The sequence below is a fragment of the Limibacterium fermenti genome, assembly GCF_041902845.1.
In the GTDB taxonomy this organism is placed as follows: Bacteria; Bacteroidota; Bacteroidia; order Bacteroidales; family Dysgonomonadaceae; genus Limibacterium; species Limibacterium fermenti.
Window position 1 is genome coordinate 3,936,492 of record NZ_CP159486.1, and the last position, 16,130, is coordinate 3,952,621.

The 16,130-nt window shown below is 45.3% G+C and carries 15 protein-coding genes and 1 other RNA gene; 9 read left to right on the plus strand and 7 right to left on the minus strand.

All coding sequences use genetic code 11. The annotated features are described in order from the left end of the window. Window positions 1-32: 32 nt before the first annotated feature. From ABNK31_RS16930 to ABNK31_RS16950, 5 genes are all read right to left on the minus strand, one after another. Window positions 33-461: a T9SS type A sorting domain-containing protein gene (locus ABNK31_RS16930; protein ID WP_418893599.1), complete on the minus strand. Its 429-nt coding sequence runs from the start codon at window positions 459-461 to the stop codon at window positions 33-35. A 475-nt stretch (window positions 462-936) separates the two neighbouring features. Continuing rightward, the gene (locus tag ABNK31_RS16935; RefSeq protein ID WP_418893600.1) at window positions 937-1,410 is read right to left on the minus strand and encodes a hypothetical protein; all 474 of its coding nucleotides are present in this window, start codon (window positions 1,408-1,410) and stop codon (window positions 937-939) included. A gap of 127 nt (window positions 1,411-1,537) precedes the next feature. After that, window positions 1,538-1,918: a DUF3244 domain-containing protein gene (locus ABNK31_RS16940; RefSeq protein ID WP_418893601.1), complete on the minus strand. Its 381-nt coding sequence runs from the start codon at window positions 1,916-1,918 to the stop codon at window positions 1,538-1,540. Window positions 1,919-2,069: 151 nt separating this feature from the next. Next, a complete protein-coding gene (locus ABNK31_RS16945; protein ID WP_418893602.1) occupies window positions 2,070-3,767 on the minus strand; it encodes a hypothetical protein in 1,698 nt (565 codons plus the stop codon). A gap of 28 nt (window positions 3,768-3,795) precedes the next feature. Next, window positions 3,796-4,911: a DUF6051 family protein gene (locus ABNK31_RS16950; RefSeq protein WP_418893603.1), complete on the minus strand. Its 1,116-nt coding sequence runs from the start codon at window positions 4,909-4,911 to the stop codon at window positions 3,796-3,798. 199 nt (window positions 4,912-5,110) lie between these two features. Between ABNK31_RS16950 and ABNK31_RS16955 the strand changes: the two genes are divergently transcribed. Beyond that, window positions 5,111-5,965, plus strand: coding sequence for a LytR/AlgR family response regulator transcription factor (locus ABNK31_RS16955; protein ID WP_418893604.1), 855 nt, complete (start codon window positions 5,111-5,113; stop codon window positions 5,963-5,965). Between the two features lie 44 nt (window positions 5,966-6,009). Here ABNK31_RS16955 and ABNK31_RS16960 read toward each other — a convergent pair whose 3' ends face one another. Next, window positions 6,010-7,473 carry an alpha-amylase gene (locus ABNK31_RS16960; protein WP_418893605.1) on the minus strand — a complete coding sequence of 488 codons (1,464 nt, stop codon included), beginning with the start codon at window positions 7,471-7,473 and terminating at the stop codon, window positions 6,010-6,012. 169 nt (window positions 7,474-7,642) lie between these two features. Here ABNK31_RS16960 and rnpB point away from each other — a divergent pair. After that, an RNA gene (gene rnpB / locus ABNK31_RS16965) (RNase P RNA component class A) lies at window positions 7,643-8,013 on the plus strand. A 28-nt stretch (window positions 8,014-8,041) separates the two neighbouring features. Then, window positions 8,042-9,421, plus strand: a complete 1,380-nt coding sequence (locus ABNK31_RS16970) for a YihY/virulence factor BrkB family protein (RefSeq protein ID WP_418895439.1) — start codon at window positions 8,042-8,044, stop codon at window positions 9,419-9,421. 95 nt (window positions 9,422-9,516) lie between these two features. Here ABNK31_RS16970 and ABNK31_RS16975 read toward each other — a convergent pair whose 3' ends face one another. After that, on the minus strand, window positions 9,517-10,233 hold the full coding sequence (locus ABNK31_RS16975; protein ID WP_418893606.1) for a M48 family metallopeptidase: 717 nt from the start codon (window positions 10,231-10,233) through the stop codon (window positions 9,517-9,519). A 111-nt stretch (window positions 10,234-10,344) separates the two neighbouring features. Between ABNK31_RS16975 and ABNK31_RS16980 the strand changes: the two genes are divergently transcribed. The 6 genes from ABNK31_RS16980 to ABNK31_RS17005 all read left to right on the plus strand — a co-directional run bounded on the left by ABNK31_RS16980 (window position 10,345) and on the right by ABNK31_RS17005 (window position 16,118). Further along, the gene (locus tag ABNK31_RS16980) at window positions 10,345-11,094 is read left to right on the plus strand and encodes an MlaE family ABC transporter permease (protein ID WP_418893607.1); all 750 of its coding nucleotides are present in this window, start codon (window positions 10,345-10,347) and stop codon (window positions 11,092-11,094) included. Window positions 11,095-11,110: 16 nt separating this feature from the next. Further along, window positions 11,111-11,902, plus strand: coding sequence for an ABC transporter ATP-binding protein (locus ABNK31_RS16985; protein WP_418893608.1), 792 nt, complete (start codon window positions 11,111-11,113; stop codon window positions 11,900-11,902). A 177-nt stretch (window positions 11,903-12,079) separates the two neighbouring features. Then, on the plus strand, window positions 12,080-12,823 hold the full coding sequence (gene sufC / locus ABNK31_RS16990) for a Fe-S cluster assembly ATPase SufC (RefSeq protein ID WP_418893609.1): 744 nt from the start codon (window positions 12,080-12,082) through the stop codon (window positions 12,821-12,823). A 101-nt stretch (window positions 12,824-12,924) separates the two neighbouring features. Continuing rightward, window positions 12,925-14,265, plus strand: coding sequence for a Fe-S cluster assembly protein SufD (sufD, locus tag ABNK31_RS16995; RefSeq protein WP_418893610.1), 1,341 nt, complete (start codon window positions 12,925-12,927; stop codon window positions 14,263-14,265). Continuing rightward, entirely contained in the window at window positions 14,265-15,479 is a 1,215-nt protein-coding gene (locus ABNK31_RS17000) for an aminotransferase class V-fold PLP-dependent enzyme (protein WP_418893611.1), read from the plus strand. The genes sufD and ABNK31_RS17000 overlap by 1 nt, the downstream gene beginning before the upstream one ends. 63 nt (window positions 15,480-15,542) lie before the next feature. Continuing rightward, entirely contained in the window at window positions 15,543-16,118 is a 576-nt protein-coding gene (locus ABNK31_RS17005; protein WP_418893612.1) for an RNA polymerase sigma-70 factor, read from the plus strand. The last annotated feature ends 12 nt before the right edge of the window (window positions 16,119-16,130 follow it).

Sequence of the window (16,130 nt, forward strand, 5' to 3'; positions counted from 1 at the left end):
AATTTGCTAATTTGCTAATCTGCTAATTGAAGTCATTGTTTAATAATCTTCCACACACTCCGTTCACCTTTCAGCATAATGTGTAGGATGTAGGTACCCGGCAATTGCCGGCTCATATCCACTTGCGTGGTTTCCCCTTGTAGGCGGCGGCGCATAAGCATGGCTCCCGAGATGGAATATACGGCAAACTCGCCGTTCCAACCGTTCTCATACCCGTCTATCCGGATGGTCAGTTCGTTCTGCACCGGATTGGGATAGATCTTGACCGGCGTTTCGGCCAGGCTCTCTTCGAAAAACACGGAATCGGTTTGTTCCGTGGCTACATCGGTACTACGTGTGCCCAACACGATGGTACGGCTCACCCGGTTACCGGCGGCATCGTACGCATACGTCAGTTTTTGTTGCGCCCGGGCGGTCAGTACCGCCAAGCCTAACAGAAAGAATACAACGATTTTTTTCATACTTGCATTGTTTTATATATAAAAATTGGGGAACCAAAATCAAAACGGCCGATTATGCGTTCCGAACTCATTACAGGGAGTTAAAAACTCCTTTCACGGAACTCCGGACTCATTGTTTGGAGTTAAAAGCTCACTATTTGGAGTTTCGAATTCATTGTAATCACTTAAAAACTCAAAGCAATGACTTCCGAACTCATTGTTATTTATAAAAAACTCCTTGTCCGGAGTCCTGAACTCCCAACAATCAATTAAAAGGACAGTATAAACTTGTTTTCGGTAAAGCGACTACCCCTTCGAGTGATGTCATCAAAGCTACAGCTTCAAAATTCAGGTTAATAAGGAATCCCGGAACGCAGACAGCATCGTCCTTATGTGAATGACTGCCATTGAAACGACTTCGTTGCGCGATATAGCGCCGTCCTTGTTCCGGGGTTTTCCTTATTCTTATGAATGTAATGTCGTTGTTGTTTTCTCACTACTTGCCGCTTCTTCTTGAAGGGCGCGGGTATTGTCTCTTCAGATCATTATAAACCGCCTGCGAGCCGGGCACTTCCGAACGGTTTGCCCCCTTGACCGACCCGTAAAAGATGCGGGCTGCATCGTACGCCTCGCTGCCGGCTAATTTGCTCGTATCTTCCAATCCCCGTAGCAACGGTGCCAAGTCATGAATGATGGGAGCCAGGAAATCGACCAAGGCAAGGTCTTTTTTCGCTTCCGCTACATCCAGGTAGGCTGGTACTAAAGACGGATTAAGCTCCGCATAATTCAGCGACCGCCGCACAAAATCGACCGACTTAGCCCCCATGCTCGGAAGGCTTTGCCGTTCTTCGGCTGTAAGGTTTATCACTAAGAATTCACTCAAATCTGTCCGCAAGGCGGCAATTTTTTCCGCGATGGCCGTTTTTTTAGCTTCATCACCGGAAATAGAAACGATGTTTTGCTGTTTCATAATCGAATTACTTTAAAAATTAATCTGTAAATTATTTAAAAAGCAACTGTCTGAGGGATATCTTTACGGATATCGAAGAGGCTAATTGTTTTGTTTTCCATTCATAGGATAATTGCCCGCGCGTTTATCAGTACGTGAAAAAACCGCTGTACAGAGTGTTGCCGATATAAACCGTCAACCGGTATTCTCCCGGAAGAAGGTTCGAAACATCGAGGTTGACGAATCCTTCTCCGGAGATGACGGACGTGCGTTGAAGCGTACCGCCCGTGCCCGATACTTCTACATTCACATCGCCTGTATAACAAGTTACCTGCACTTGCAGTCTCTCGCCGTCTATCAAATAGGCATTGATTTCGGTAGCCGTGGCGGAACGGGTACCTCTGGAAGTACGCTCCAGCCTCACACGTTCGTTCCTTTTGTGTTTATCCATCGTGCTCCATAAAGTAAAGGAAGACGAGGCTGCGAAGATGCATGCGGCCGTAAAAATGAGAATAAGATTTCTTTTCATATTCCATGTTTTTATTCGTGAAGAAATTAAGGTGCAAATCAATAAAAAAAATAAACAGAAGTCAATAGGCTGATAATATTCTCACCGTTTTAGCACTATTAAAGTGTTGATATATTGGTTGATCAACAGGGCAATTCTAACCGGCTTTTTGTCACTTATTTGATTTCACGGGATAGGAAAACAGCGATAGGAGATACTCGGGATTTTCGAAACGAAGACTATTTTGCTGTATTTTTTTCTTCAGATAGGCTTTTTTAGCCTTTAAACTACCGGAGGTGGTATTCAGTAGTGCGGCTTGCTCGGGAATATTTGATTTTAAGGCTAACATAAAAAGCAACAAACGGTCGGTGTCGTTAAATAGTTCCAATCCCCGGCTCGTCTTAAGCATGTCTTCCAAAAATCCATCAGCAAAAAGGGTATGTGTTGTCTTGATGAATCCGGACTGGGCGTTTTTCTTCAACTCTTGAAATTTGTCTATTATGGCCTCTTTTGTCATATCGAGGTTTCTTATTTTATCCGAAAAAGAAAGCAAGTCTTGTTTTTGAGAGGAATGCAAATTAAGGTAGGCAAACATGATTTTTATAATCTTTTCATTTTGCTCTTCTTTTGAATGGACAAGCTCTAATTCGGATGCTCGTTTTTGGCTGACTAATTCGGCTATTTTGCGTTGCCTGTTTACGACATATACAGTAATGCCGGATGTAATCGCCAGAAGTATCGCCAGCCCTATCCACAAACGGCTTCGAGCTTCTGCCTTTAACGCCTTGTTGTCGGCTTCCGCCAAATCATACCGTTTTTCGAGTTCCAAAATCTTTGTGTCGCAATGGGTTTCAATCGTATTTTGATATGCATCCAACGCTTTTTTACGATATTCCCCCGATAACGGATAATTTTGCAGTTTTTCTGTAATATCGGCAGCATGAGCATATAGTAAATAATTTAAGCTATAGGTAGAGTCCTGTATCTGACGAATAGATTCCTCTGCATAGTATAAGGCGCTATCTAACAGATTTAAACGAAAAAATCGATCAGACAAAGAAAAATATATGCTCGATTTGTTTACAGGCGCTTTTAGATAAGGAACGAGTACAAGCCGATCTTTTTCTAACTTGAGCGCCTTGCGACAATCTCCCTCCATCCGGGCCAGGTAGCTAAAGGCATTTAATAAATAGAATCGGTTATCGGCGTAATCGCCCGCGTATAATTCGGCCGAGTCGAGCAAAGAGATCGATTTTACGATATTCCCCATCGCCATTTCATTCCATCCAAGTGCCAAATAGGCATCGAACAAATGGATGGAATCGTTCTCTTGCCGGGCAAAGTTCAACGCCTTATGAAAATCACAATCCGCTTCGTCGTAATTATAATTATTATGTTGCAAATCTCCTAAGTTATAATACACAAGATATCCCAAACTAACTTCCTTATCCGTTGTTTTTTGATACAGTTTCTCCGCTTCTTTCAACGGTATATAAGCGGTACTATCGGTGATATCCCTGCGAATACGTACGGTAGACTGATAGGTAAGGGCGCGGATATGGTTGTCGGAGGCGTAACGGTAGCGGTGGTAATATTTCTCTACGCTATTAATAAGCGAATCGGATGCAAAGGGGGTATAAGTCTTGTCGTCGGCGATGGTCTTGAGCAAGCCGTAATAGGCGCGATTGCCGGAAGATAACTTTTCGGGATGGAATGCGGCCAAACTATCTTTGACGGAATACGGGGCTTGCGGCAACAGAGTATCCCACTTCCGCAACACGGCGAATGCTGCTTCGTTATCCGCCTGCCTGCATGAAATAAAAAGAAACAGGAGGCACGCAATTATTAGATAAAAGACATCTCTTTCCATAGCTGCAAAGGTAGAAAAATTTCTTCTCTTACCTTAAAAAGTTGGCGGCAGATGAAAAGACACGGTTAAAAGCATCATTCAATTGTGACGGATTTGTCTTGCTTGTGGGGAAAGGATTTTCGTGGGAATAATGGAACGGGAAGTCGATAAGTTCCACGCGGTCGGCCGTGAATTCCTTTCCCATGGCTTCCTCTATGCCTTTGTAAGGAATCACAATGTCTTTGGCCAGCGATATTCCGCGAATCCTGTCGCCCAAGTGCCGGAAAACCACTTCCCGTTTTTTGGGTGCGTGGTCAGGGGCAATCATTAAATTAAACGCTTTAAATACTTTGTCGCGCAACCCTTTGATTTTACTGCTTTTGTCGAAAAAATGAATGTAATAGTCCTGAAGTTTTTCAAACGAAGGTTTGTCCATTATGTTGCGCGAAATACCGGCCATCGAACTGAATATACTGCCTCCGCAAAACATGAACAACCGGCTGTTGGAGAATAGTTTATGCGGATTGGCCATCAAAAGGGTCTGCGAAAGGAACGAGCCGATGGAATACGAAAAGATATCGATATGCGTGTTCGGGTTGAAAGCCGGATGATATCCTTTCTTGATGGTTTGGGTCAGTTGTACGATATCGGAGAGCGTTTGTCTGCCCGACAAATAAAATCGGTCGGGGTTTTCGCTCAATCGATAGCTAAGCGCTACATTGGCAAAGCTGATGGTGCTTTCGTCGGCGAATTGCCCGCGGCGGATTTCCATGCTGCTTTGAAGTTTGTGCGGGTCGGACCACCATGTCGGCCCCCGGTTTATATGGAATGCCATGGGGAAAAGAATGACCGGCTTTCCGGTCTGCACACACAGGTATTCTGCCCACGTCAGATACTTTTTCCAGCGTCGTTCGTTGAGGCCGTGAAGAAGAAGGATGGCGTTGTCGGATACGGTGCGGCCGGCAGGGCAGAACACGGGATAGGCGAAAAAAGAGTTTTCTGAAATGCGGCGGTCTTGCTCGGAAAGAAAGAATATGTTCTTTCGGGCGTTGATATTACTGCGGAAGAAGAAAAACCGGATGTCTACTTGGGAGTCTTCTATGTGGTAATCTTTTCCTAACGAGAAAAGGGAATCGAGTTGTATATATCGTTCTGAATAGTTCATTTTTTCTTTTAGTTGCAAAAGAAGACTATTTTTATGCGCTTATCAAATGAAAGGGAAAAATGCCGGAGAAAAAGGGGTTAAAGGGTCGAATCAGGGATGAAAATCGATATATAGGGACGAAAAAACCATTCGAAATAATCGGTTTATTGCAGGGAATGTGCTATTTTTGCGAATAAACTCCAAGGAAATAACGGTAATAATGAATAATACGATTCCTGCTTTTTTATATCAAAAAGACAACACGGTTAAAATGATCGTGTTTACCGCATTATTTGCTTTATTGTTTATCAATATTTTTCAACCGTTCGGATCGAGAAGTTGGTATCCGAATATTTCCGATATCTCCTATTTTGCTTTTTCGAGCCTGATTATCCTTATTGGGATGTTGGTTGTGGTTATAAGCCGGATTATTATGGCTGTTTATTCCAAAAAACATGGCATCACTTATTGGCAGTTTGCGGCTTGGGTGTTAGTCGAAATATTGGCAATGGCTCTTTTTTATGCCTTGTTCGCACGGTTTGTGCCGAAAGACGGCGGAGAAAAAGATTTTATAAATATCTTTCGTGGCAGCGCCATCAATACCGGCTTGATACTCTTATTGCCTTATTCTATTTCGTGGTTGTATTTTTCATGGAAAGATAATAATGCCAAACTGCAAACCTTTAAAAGGGACGAAGCGAATGAATTGCGCGCCAAGTCGCTGATTGCTTTTCCCGATGAAAAAGGAGATATGAAGATATCCATCATGTTGGAAAACCTGCTGTATATCGATTCGGCCGACAACTATGCCACGATTCATTATCTGAACAAATCGACGTTGTCGCAGTTCCTCATCCGTAATTCTCTCAAATGGATGGATGAGAATCTGACCGCCGAAACGCCCTTGGTGCGTTGCCACCGATCGTATATGGTAAATCTGGATCAGGTAAAAGTGGTCAAGAAAACGAAAGAGGGCATTATTCTCGAACTCAATACCGAAGGTACTCCCGATATTCCCGTTTCAAAGACATACTACGAACGGTTTATGGATAAATTTATGGAATACTCCGTATAGCCGTTTGAAGCGGTTTAACGGAGTCCCGCATTGGCGTGAGATTGTTATACTCTTTTCAGATACACGGATACCGACCCGCTCTGCACGTTAAACCACCCGCGGCCATCGTCGCCGATGATCACATCCTCTTCTACATGACCCAATTTGTCGTACCACGATGAGCCGGCATAATCGGTGCCCACAAACATCGGTTTGACCCCCTCTTCGCCATTGCTCATGATCACCACGCAGCCGTCGGGATGCTCTTCATCGCCGCGGCGAACCCAGCCGACCACATTTTCATGATCGAAATAATCCTCCTGATCGCCATAAGCAAAATCGCGCCGCACGTCGAGCAGTTGGTCGATGATCCACTGCATGCCGGGTTGCGGATGTTCGCCGCCGATGCCGTAATAGTCTCCCAGAAAGAGACAGGGATACCCGTCTTTGCGAAGCAGGATGAGCGCATACGCCAATGGTTTGAACCAGCCCTGCACGAACGATTCGAGCGCCTGCATGGGTTGCGAATCGTGGTTGTCGACAAATGTCACGGTTTTTGTGGGATGCTTGGCCACGACACTATTGTTGAACAGGCGGCGCATGTCGTAAGCTTCCCCTTCGTCGGAAGCTTTTTTGAAATTGAAGTGCAACGCCACGTCGAACAAGTCGATGGAATAATCGACATTGCGCAAATATTCTTCAATAACCAATTGGTCGTAATACCAGTATTCGCCTACCACGTAGAAGTCTTCGCCGAATTCGCCCCGCACATGGTCCACGATGTCCTTGACAAACCAGTCGTTGATATGCTTGATGGCGTCGAGGCGGATACCGTCGACACCGGTTTCGCGGATAAACCAACTGAGCCACTTTTTCGTTTCGTTGTAGACGTCGGGGTGTTTGTAGTCGACGTCGGTAAACATCAGGTAGTCGAAGTTGGCAAATTCGTTGCTGACGGAATCGTCGTGTACATCAATGCCCTTATTTTCTCCTTGAATGAGGTAAATCGCATCTTTATCACTGTCGCGATGGTTATAGTCGGTGGCCGAAAAATGCTCCCAGTTCCACTGGAAGTCCGAGTAACGTTTATTCCGTCCGGGAAAAGTAAAGCGGGTGTATCCCTCAATCTCATAAGGTTCGGTGATGCCATTGTTGCGGTCGTGCGGATCCACCTCCACGACCGTGAACGTTTGCAGTTCGTCGCCGCCCGCCTTATGATTCAATACCACATCGGCATATACGCTGATACCGTTGTCGTGCAAGGCGCTAATACAGTCGAGCAATTCCTGCTTCGTACCATATTTGGTGCGGACGGTGCCCTTTTGGTCGAATTCGCCCAAATCGTATAAGTCGTAAGCCCCATAACCGGGATCGTCCGCCCCCGTGCCCTTATAGCAAGGAGGGATCCAAACCGCCGAAACACCAATTTCACGTAGATGTGACGCATCCTCTTTGAGGCGGTTCCAAAGATTACCGTCGTTAGGCAGATACCACTCAAAGTACTGCATCATGATTCCATTCACTCGCATAGTCTGATTTTTTAGTGTCGTTTATAACTTTTCTATAAACGCAGAGGTTGAATTAATAGTTTTTAACCCGATATTTATTTAGGCTTTTATAACACCCCTTCGGAGGACGCAAGCAAAAAATCAACAGGAAAAAATGGTAATTCATTAATTTAGTATTACTTTTGCAGTCTCAGCAGGCCGGTTTGTCGCTTCGCCTCCGATGTTCGTCGGTTGTGCGGAGAGGAAAGTCCGGGCAACGCAGAGCACCATACTTCCTAACGGGAAGCTGTTCGTGAGGGCAGAGTAACGTAACAGAAAACAACCGCTTCGCTTCGGCGGAGTAAGGGTGAAAAGGTGAGGTAAGAGCTCACCGGATGCGACAGCAATGCCGCGTGCCGTACGTCTTATGGGTTGCAAGGCCATGTATACCGGATACGTAGGGTTGCTCGCCCGATGCCGGGGGGTAGGCTGCTAAAGAGCGATGGCGACATCGTCTCGCAGATAAATGACAGACATTCCGTTTGCGGAATACAGAACCCGGCTTACAGGCCTGCTGTTTTTTTTATGTAAATCCGAGAGTTGACAAGTGATGGGTAAGAAGAAACAAGAAGAACATACGGAAGAGGAAATTGGGAGAGTCGAAAAACTTAAAAAGAAGGCGACGGAAGCGGTACAGTTTCTTTCATACGATATTTGGAGGTTAAATCCTGAGAACTTCTCCAATAAGAAAAATATTTTCCATAATATTCTCAAAACCATTATGCTCACGGTGAGGAATGTGCAGGAACAGGATCTCGGCGCCAGTTCGCGTTCGCTCACGTATCGTACCATTTTGTCGTTGGTGCCTTTGCTGGCGGTGTTATTTGCGATAGGACGGGGGTTTGGATTTGAGAACATTATCGAGAGCGAGTTCTTCCGGTTCTTCGGCGGGCAGAACGACACGGCCAAAATGGTGGTCGAGTTCATCAATAATTCGCTCATGCATGCTCAAGGGGGCATATTTGCCGGAGTCGGTATCACGTTGCTTTTATATACGGTTTTTGTGTTGTTTTCGGATATTGAGAATAACTTCAACCGTATCTGGCAGGTGCAAAACGGGCGTAATGTGCAGCGCCGTGTCACCGATTACTTCGCGTTGGTATTGTTGATGCCGGTGTTTATGCTGCTCAACAGCGGATTGAACATCATGATCAGCTCGTCGACTGCTTATTTCGACACATTCAGTTATATTCTCAATCCGCTGGTAACACAATTCCTCAATATACTGCCGTTTATCATCATCATTCTGGTATTGACTCTTACTTACCGTTTCATGCCCAATACGAAAGTGAAATTCGGCAATGCATTTATCGGAGGAGTAGTTGCCGGAACGGCTTTCCAAGTATTCCAGATGCTTTATCTCAGCGGGCAGTTGTGGATTACGAAATATAATGCGATATACGGTACATTCGCCGCCATCCCGCTATTACTTTTATGGTTACAGCTATCGTGGTTTATTGTCCTCATCGGCGCTGAACTTACCTATTCGGCACAAAACGTCCGGAAGTTTTCGTTCGATAAGGAGACAAAAAATATCAGTCGCCGTTACCGGGACTTTTTCACCATTATGATTGCATCGGTTATCGTCAAGCGCTTTGCGGAGAAGAAGTCGCCGCTTACCCCGGATCAGTTGTCCGTGAACTGCAAAATTCCCTTACGGCTTACCAACGACATCATCAATCTATTGCAGGACCTGAAGATCATATCGCCCACACCTTCGCCCGAAGACGAGGGGGTTATGGCTTATCAACCGGCGATCGACATTCATCTTATAACCTCCAACTTTTTATTGAAAAAGATCGACACCAAAGGTTCGGAGGACTTCATGATCGATGTGAACGGTGAATTTGCCTCTCATTGGGAGACCCTTATTCATTCACGGATGTGCATGTACGAGTCGGATGAGGATGTTTTGCTGAAGGATTTGTGAGGATGGGGTGATGTGCTGATGGGATGAATTATGAGCTATGAAGTATGAACGATGAATTATAAGACCGGCGACATTGGACATTAGACTTTAGGCATTCATGCGTCTCTGAAATAGTCATAACTTTCGGAGTGGAAATTTTTGATTGACTTGCTCAATTCTTTGGCGGGGCATCCGCATAAAGCATCGAGAAGGGTCCAGAATTTTTTACCATGGTTCATTTCTACGGTGTGAGCCAATTCGTGCAGCACCACATAATCGATATACTTTTCGGGTAAAAACAGCAGGAACAGGGAGTAATTGATGTTTTTTTTCGTAGAACAACTGCCCCAACGGGTTTTGCTGCGATTGATTTTCACCTGGTGATAATGCAGGCCGAACTTGTCGGCAAAGAAGGCGGTTTTTTGCGTGAGCAAACGCCTGGCTTCTTTTCGCAACACGGCAATAATCGTTTCTTTCATCCAATGTTGTATTCCCGGTTGCGCCATGTCGGTGTCTTGCGGCAGGGAAAATGCCAAGCATTCGTTTTTGAACGAAGCGAAGGCTTTGGCGGGACGCTCGTGACGATAAATATGTATGGTGAACGTGTGAGTATGTATAACCGATTCGTCGGTAATGATTTTGTGTACAGGGGTATGCAATTGGAGCAGGCGCGGCTTTATGCGCTGAAGCACCCGGGGAAGATCTCCCTCGGAGAACCCTAAGGGTACTGTCATTTGTATATATCCTACTTTTTTTCGGGCAATGATGTTTCTCACCCTCTTGTCGGGGACGATGATAATCTTTCCGAGATCGTTATCTGCGTATTCGTACATACTGCAAAAATAGCAATTTATCGCAAAACCGCGACGGAATTGTCTTTTATCCATCCTGTAAATTAAAAACAATGTATATCTTTGTAGCAAATTACACAGAAGTTCCATAGCATGAGTTTTATAAATTCTATAGAGAGTATTGGTGAATATGCATTGCTGGTAAAAAAGGTGATTGCCGTTCCCGACCGTTTCAGAGAGTTTTTCAAAGAGTTCTTTAAAGAAGTGTACAAATTAGGGGTGAACTCAATTTGGATTGTGATGGTTATTTCTTTCTTTATCGGCGCCGTTATTGTCATGCAGATCGCTTTGAACGTCGCTTCGCCTCTTTTGCCTCGTTTTACGGTAGGAGTCGTGTCGCGCGAAATCATATTGTTAGAGTTCTCATCCACCATCATGTGTCTCATCCTTTCGGGCAAAGTCGGTTCGAACATTGCCTCGGAAATAGGAACGATGCGGGTAACCGAGCAAATCGACGCCTTGGACATTATGGGCGTTAATTCGGCCAATTATCTGATCCTTCCTAAAATTACCGCTTTTGTGGCTTTCATGCCGGTATTGGTGATATTCAGTATGTTTATGGGCCTGTTTGGAGGATATATTATCTGCGCCATGACCGGCACGCCGCCGGTAGCGACCTATGTATACGGAGTGCAGTCTTTCTTCCGGGAATCTTTTGTTTGGTATTCCATGGTCAAGTCTATGATATTCGGTTTTATCATCGCTTCTGTGGCCGCTTACTTCGGTTATACCGCCAAAGGCGGTGCGTTGGAAGTAGGAAAGGCAAGTACCGATTCGGTAGTTATTAACAGTATCTTAATTCTTATGACCGATTTGGTGTTTACACAATTGGTAATGGGATAAACAGCAAAGCAACAGTATGATCAAAGTAAAGAACCTGGTCAAGGAATTTGAAGGGCGCGTAGTGTTGAACGATATTACCGCCACTTTTAAACAGGGCTCCGTAAATATGATTATCGGGAAAAGCGGATCGGGAAAAACCGTGTTCCTGAAATGCCTTATCGGGTTGGTGCATCCTGATGCAGGCGAAATTCGCTATAGCGGCAAAAATATTATCGGGATGAAATCGAAAGATTTAAAACGCCTGAGACGCGATATGGGGATGCTATTTCAGGGCTCTGCGTTGTTTGATTCGAAAACAGTACTCGAGAACGTGATGTTTCCGCTCGATATGTTTTCGCGCAAAAACAAACGCGAACGCCGTAAGCGAGCCGAGTTTTGTCTCGAACGTGTGAATTTGTCGCAAGCGGCCGATTTATATCCTTCCGAAATCAGCGGCGGTATGATGAAGCGTGTGGCTATTGCCCGAGCCATCGCCCTTAATCCGAAGTATTTGTTTTGCGACGAGCCGAACTCGGGTCTCGACCCGAAGACATCCCAATTGATCGATGAACTGATTTTGGATATTACCACCGACTTTTCGATGACGACCGTCGTCGTATCGCACGATATGAATTCGGTAATGAACATCGGAGACAACATCCTTTTTCTAAATGAAGGCGTGAAAGAATGGGAGGGGAACAAAACTGAAATTATGGGTTCCGACAATTCCAAATTAAACGATTTCGTCTTCGCGTCCGACTTATTCAAAAAAATCAAAGAGGCGGAAGAGATTATCAGCGATAACGACGATGAGGAAAAAGCAGACTAAGCCCTCGGTTCCCGATTAATTTTATGGCCGTAACAAACAATTCCGTTCGAATAGTTGTTATTCTGGTGCAAGAAAAACTTGTAAAATATACGTGTAGAGGCTACATGATATCTGAAAATGGGAGGGTGCGGCGATCGATCCGTCCCTCATTTGGTTAATACAAACAAAATAATTGACATGTTAAAAATAAATAATCTGCATGCTGTAGTAGAAGGTAAAGAAATCCTGAAAGGTATCGATTTGGAAGTAAAAGCGGGGGAAATTCATGCTATAATGGGCCCGAACGGTTCGGGAAAAAGTACCCTGGCATCGGTGCTGGCCGGAAATCCCAAATTTGAAGTAACCGGCGGCAGCGTGCAATTTGAGGGGAAAGATTTGTTGGAGATGCAACCCGAAGACAGGGCCCGCGAAGGACTGTTTTTAAGCTTTCAGTATCCGGTGGAGATTCCCGGCGTAAGTATGGTGAATTTTATGCGTGCGGCTATCAACGAGCAGCGAAAATATAAAAACGAGCCGCCTGTTTCGGCGGGCGATTTTCTGAAATTGATGCGCGATAAACGCGAATTGCTCGGGATGGATAGCCAACTGGTAAGCCGTTCGGTCAATGAGGGGTTCTCAGGGGGTGAAAAAAAGAGGAACGAAATCTTTCAAATGGCGATTTTAGATCCGAAATTGTCGATTCTGGATGAAACAGATTCCGGCCTCGATATCGATGCCTTGCGAGTGGTTGCGGCAGGGGTGAACAAACTTCACACCGTCGAGAACGCAACTCTTGTCATTACGCATTACCAACGTTTGCTCGACTATATCAAGCCTGATAAAGTGCATGTGCTGTATGCCGGAAAGATTGTTAAATCAGGCGAAGCCGATTTGGCTCTCGAACTCGAAAAAAGAGGCTACGACTGGCTGGCCAACGCCTGATGATCATTCCCGTTTAACCGTTTCAAGCGGTTTAGAGATTGAAGAGAGGTTGAGAAAAGATTGATAAGAGATTGAAGAGATCGCTCCAGATTGAATATAAAATGATAGAACAACAATATATAGATTTATTCGAGCAGTATCGCCACGACGTGGACGCGCACTCCGTGCCCGGTATGAACAAGGAACGCGATGCTGCTTTCGAAACATTTAAAAAGATAGGATTTCCCACTTCCAAGCAAGAAGATTATAAACACTCTAATGTGGCTCGGGCGTTCGATGCCGACTTGGGGTTGAACCTGCGCAACGTTCCGTTTTCGGTGAATCCTTACGATGCGTTCAAATGTGATGTCCCTAACTTATCGACGAATTTGTATTTTCTGCTCAATGACCGTTATTACGATACTGTCGAGCAGCATCACGCGCTTCCCGAAGGTGTGTTCGTGGGCAGCATGCAGGAGTTTTCGAAGAAATATCCGCAGGTTTTTGAGGCGCATTACGCCCGCATCGCGGATTCTTCCGACAACGGATTGGTCGCTTACAACACTTTGTTTGCGCAAGATGGTTTTGTGGTGTATGTCCCGAAAAATACGTCGGTTGAAAAGCCGTTGCAGTTGATACAGATTCTTCGAGGGCAAGCCGATACGAATGTGAACCGGCGCCTGCTCATCATCGCCGAAGAAAATACGCAGGTGAAACTATTGGTGTGTGATCATGCCGTTGATGCCGCCCGGTTTGTGGTAACGCAAGTAACGGAAATCTTCGCCGAAGCTTCCGCACAGGTTGATCTGTATGAGTTGGAAGACAATTCGGAACAGGTTACGCGGCTCAGTTCGCTGTTTTCCGCACAAAAAGATCAGTCGAATGTCATTGTAACGAACATCGCCTTACATAACGGTTATACTCGGAATAATTACCGTTTCCGGTTATTGGGAGAGCATGCCGAAGCACATGTAGGCGGCTTGGCTCTTTGCGACAAACAACAACATGTCGACAATTTTGCTTTTCTCGATCATGCCGTGCCGAATTGCATGAGTAACGAGTTGTTTAAATATATCCTTCAAGAACAGTCTACCGGAGTGTTTTGTGGAAAGATACTGGTCGAAAAGGACGCGCAAAAGACACAGGCGTATCAAACGAACCGCAATCTGTGCGCATCGCCTGACGCGCGCATGTATTCCAAGCCCGAGCTGGAGATTTATGCCGATGATGTGAAATGCTCTCATGGACTGACTACCGGCCAACTTGACCTGGACGCGCTTTTTTATCTGCGGGCACGGGGTATCGGCGAGGATGAAGCTCGTCTGATGCTGATGGAGGCTTTTACAAGGGATGTGGTGGAAATGATTCGCATCGACAGTCTTCGCGAGCGGTTGGAGTCATTGATCAGTAAGCGTTTCCGGGGGCAATTGGTGCGTTGCGGCAACTGTAATGTATGTAAATAATGTGGAATATAACCGATATACGAAAAGATTTTCCGATTCTCTCGCGGCGCGTATACGATAAGCCGTTGGTTTATTTGGATAACGCCGCCACTACCCAAAAACCGAAGTGCGTGGTGGATAAAATACAGGAAATGTATTACTCCGAGAATGCTAATGTGCATCGGGGCGTTCATTTTTTGAGCCAGGCTGCTACGGACGAACACGAAGCATCGCGCAAAACGGTGCAGGAGTTTATCGGTGCGGCTTCGCCTTCGGAGATCGTATTCACACGGGGGACAACCGAGGCGATTAATTTGGTCGCTTCGTCGTTTTGCCGCGAGTTCTGCCGTCCGGGCGACGAAATTATCATTTCAGGAATGGAACATCATTCCAATATTGTCCCATGGCAATTGCAGGAAGAGATATCGGGCATAAAAATGAAAGTCCTGCCTATAACCGACGACGGAGAGCTCGATCCGGAAGAACTTGAAAAGATGATTTCCGGGAAGACGAAACTTGTTTCGGTAACGCATATTTCCAATGTGCTCGGGACGATTAATCCGATTGAAAAGATGATAGAAATCGCTCATGCCCATAATGTCCCGGTGCTTATCGATGCGGCACAATCGGTGCAACACCGCAAAATAAATGTGCAGCAACTCGATTGCGACTTCCTCGTTTTTTCTTCGCATAAGATTTACGGCCCTACTGGTATCGGAGTGCTGTATGGCAAAGAAAAATGGCTCGAAAAGATACCTCCTTACCAAGGCGGAGGCGAAATGATAGCCAGCGTATCATTCGAAAAAACAACCTTTGCCGAACTTCCTTATAAGTTCGAAGCCGGTACGCCCGATTATATCGGATCGACCGCGTTAGCCGCTGCGCTTACTTATGTGTCCGGTTTAGGGTTGGAGCACATTGCTGCTTATGAAAACGAACTGTTGGCTTATGCTACGGAACGCCTTGAGAACATAAACGGGCTGAAGATTTTCGGTCCGTCGGGACATAAAAGCAGTGTGATTTCATTTCTGGTAGACGGCATTCATCATTACGATATGGGGGTGTTGCTCGACACGATGGGCATCGCCGTGCGAACGGGGCATCATTGTGCCGAACCGCTTATCCGCCGCCTGGGGATAGAAGGTACCGTGCGCGCTTCGTTTGCGTTGTATAATACCAAAGAAGAGATCGATGCCCTGGCGAACGGGATCCTGCGAATTGTTAAGATGTTTTGAAAGGGCCCGTTATTCGTTGTAATTGATTATTTTTGTCGGCATACTATAGAATCCATTCATTGAATGCCAAAGAATGCAGAACCATATGGCCGTAACGAAGACCATGCGTTGTTCCTTTTGATAAAAAAGCGCGACAAACAGGCTTTTACCGTGATATATCAAAAATATCACCGCTATTTGTATGCATTATCCCTAAAGTATTTGAAAGATGGGGAAATGGCGGAGGATGCTGTGCAGCATGTCTTTGTGAAACTATGGGACACAACGAATAAAATCGATATAGAGATCAATCTGAAAAATTATCTCTATACGATGACGAAGAACTATATTCTCAATAAAATCCGCGATGAAAAAGAGGCTGTGTCGTTGAATTATATTCAAGCGCAACCGGTGGATGAGGATGAGGGGATTTTGCAAGCTATTGAGGATAGGGAAATGATTGATCTTTTGTATAAAGGTATCGATGCGCTCCCGCCGCAAAAACGCGAAATATGTATACGTAAATTACAAACTTCGGACAGTAATCAACAAATTGCCGACAAAATGGGTATTTCGCTTCATACGGTTAAGTCCCATTACCAGGAATCATTGAAGATGCTCCGAAGCTATTTTCAAAAGATACGGCTTATGCTCTTTTAAAAAAAAATTATC

What these genes read in the sequence shown, in the direction of transcription:
- ABNK31_RS16985 (WP_418893608.1), top strand. Translation starts at nt 11,111, where the DNA reads ATGATCAAAGTAAAGAACCTGGTCAAGGAATTTGAAGGGCGCGTAGTG.
- ABNK31_RS16945 (WP_418893602.1), bottom strand. Translation starts at nt 3,767, where the DNA reads ATGGAAAGAGATGTCTTTTATCTAATAATTGCGTGCCTCCTGTTTCTT.
- ABNK31_RS17005 (WP_418893612.1), top strand. Translation starts at nt 15,543, where the DNA reads ATGCCAAAGAATGCAGAACCATATGGCCGTAACGAAGACCATGCGTTG.
- sufC (WP_418893609.1), top strand. Translation starts at nt 12,080, where the DNA reads ATGTTAAAAATAAATAATCTGCATGCTGTAGTAGAAGGTAAAGAAATC.
- ABNK31_RS16940 (WP_418893601.1), bottom strand. Translation starts at nt 1,918, where the DNA reads ATGAAAAGAAATCTTATTCTCATTTTTACGGCCGCATGCATCTTCGCA.
- ABNK31_RS16975 (WP_418893606.1), bottom strand. Translation starts at nt 10,233, where the DNA reads ATGTACGAATACGCAGATAACGATCTCGGAAAGATTATCATCGTCCCC.
- ABNK31_RS16980 (WP_418893607.1), top strand. Translation starts at nt 10,345, where the DNA reads ATGAGTTTTATAAATTCTATAGAGAGTATTGGTGAATATGCATTGCTG.
- ABNK31_RS16935 (WP_418893600.1), bottom strand. Translation starts at nt 1,410, where the DNA reads ATGAAACAGCAAAACATCGTTTCTATTTCCGGTGATGAAGCTAAAAAA.
- ABNK31_RS16930 (WP_418893599.1), bottom strand. Translation starts at nt 461, where the DNA reads ATGAAAAAAATCGTTGTATTCTTTCTGTTAGGCTTGGCGGTACTGACC.
- ABNK31_RS16960 (WP_418893605.1), bottom strand. Translation starts at nt 7,473, where the DNA reads ATGCGAGTGAATGGAATCATGATGCAGTACTTTGAGTGGTATCTGCCT.
- ABNK31_RS16955 (WP_418893604.1), top strand. Translation starts at nt 5,111, where the DNA reads ATGAATAATACGATTCCTGCTTTTTTATATCAAAAAGACAACACGGTT.
- sufD (WP_418893610.1), top strand. Translation starts at nt 12,925, where the DNA reads ATGATAGAACAACAATATATAGATTTATTCGAGCAGTATCGCCACGAC.
- ABNK31_RS17000 (WP_418893611.1), top strand. Translation starts at nt 14,265, where the DNA reads ATGTGGAATATAACCGATATACGAAAAGATTTTCCGATTCTCTCGCGG.
- ABNK31_RS16950 (WP_418893603.1), bottom strand. Translation starts at nt 4,911, where the DNA reads ATGAACTATTCAGAACGATATATACAACTCGATTCCCTTTTCTCGTTA.
- ABNK31_RS16970 (WP_418895439.1), top strand. Translation starts at nt 8,042, where the DNA reads ATGGGTAAGAAGAAACAAGAAGAACATACGGAAGAGGAAATTGGGAGA.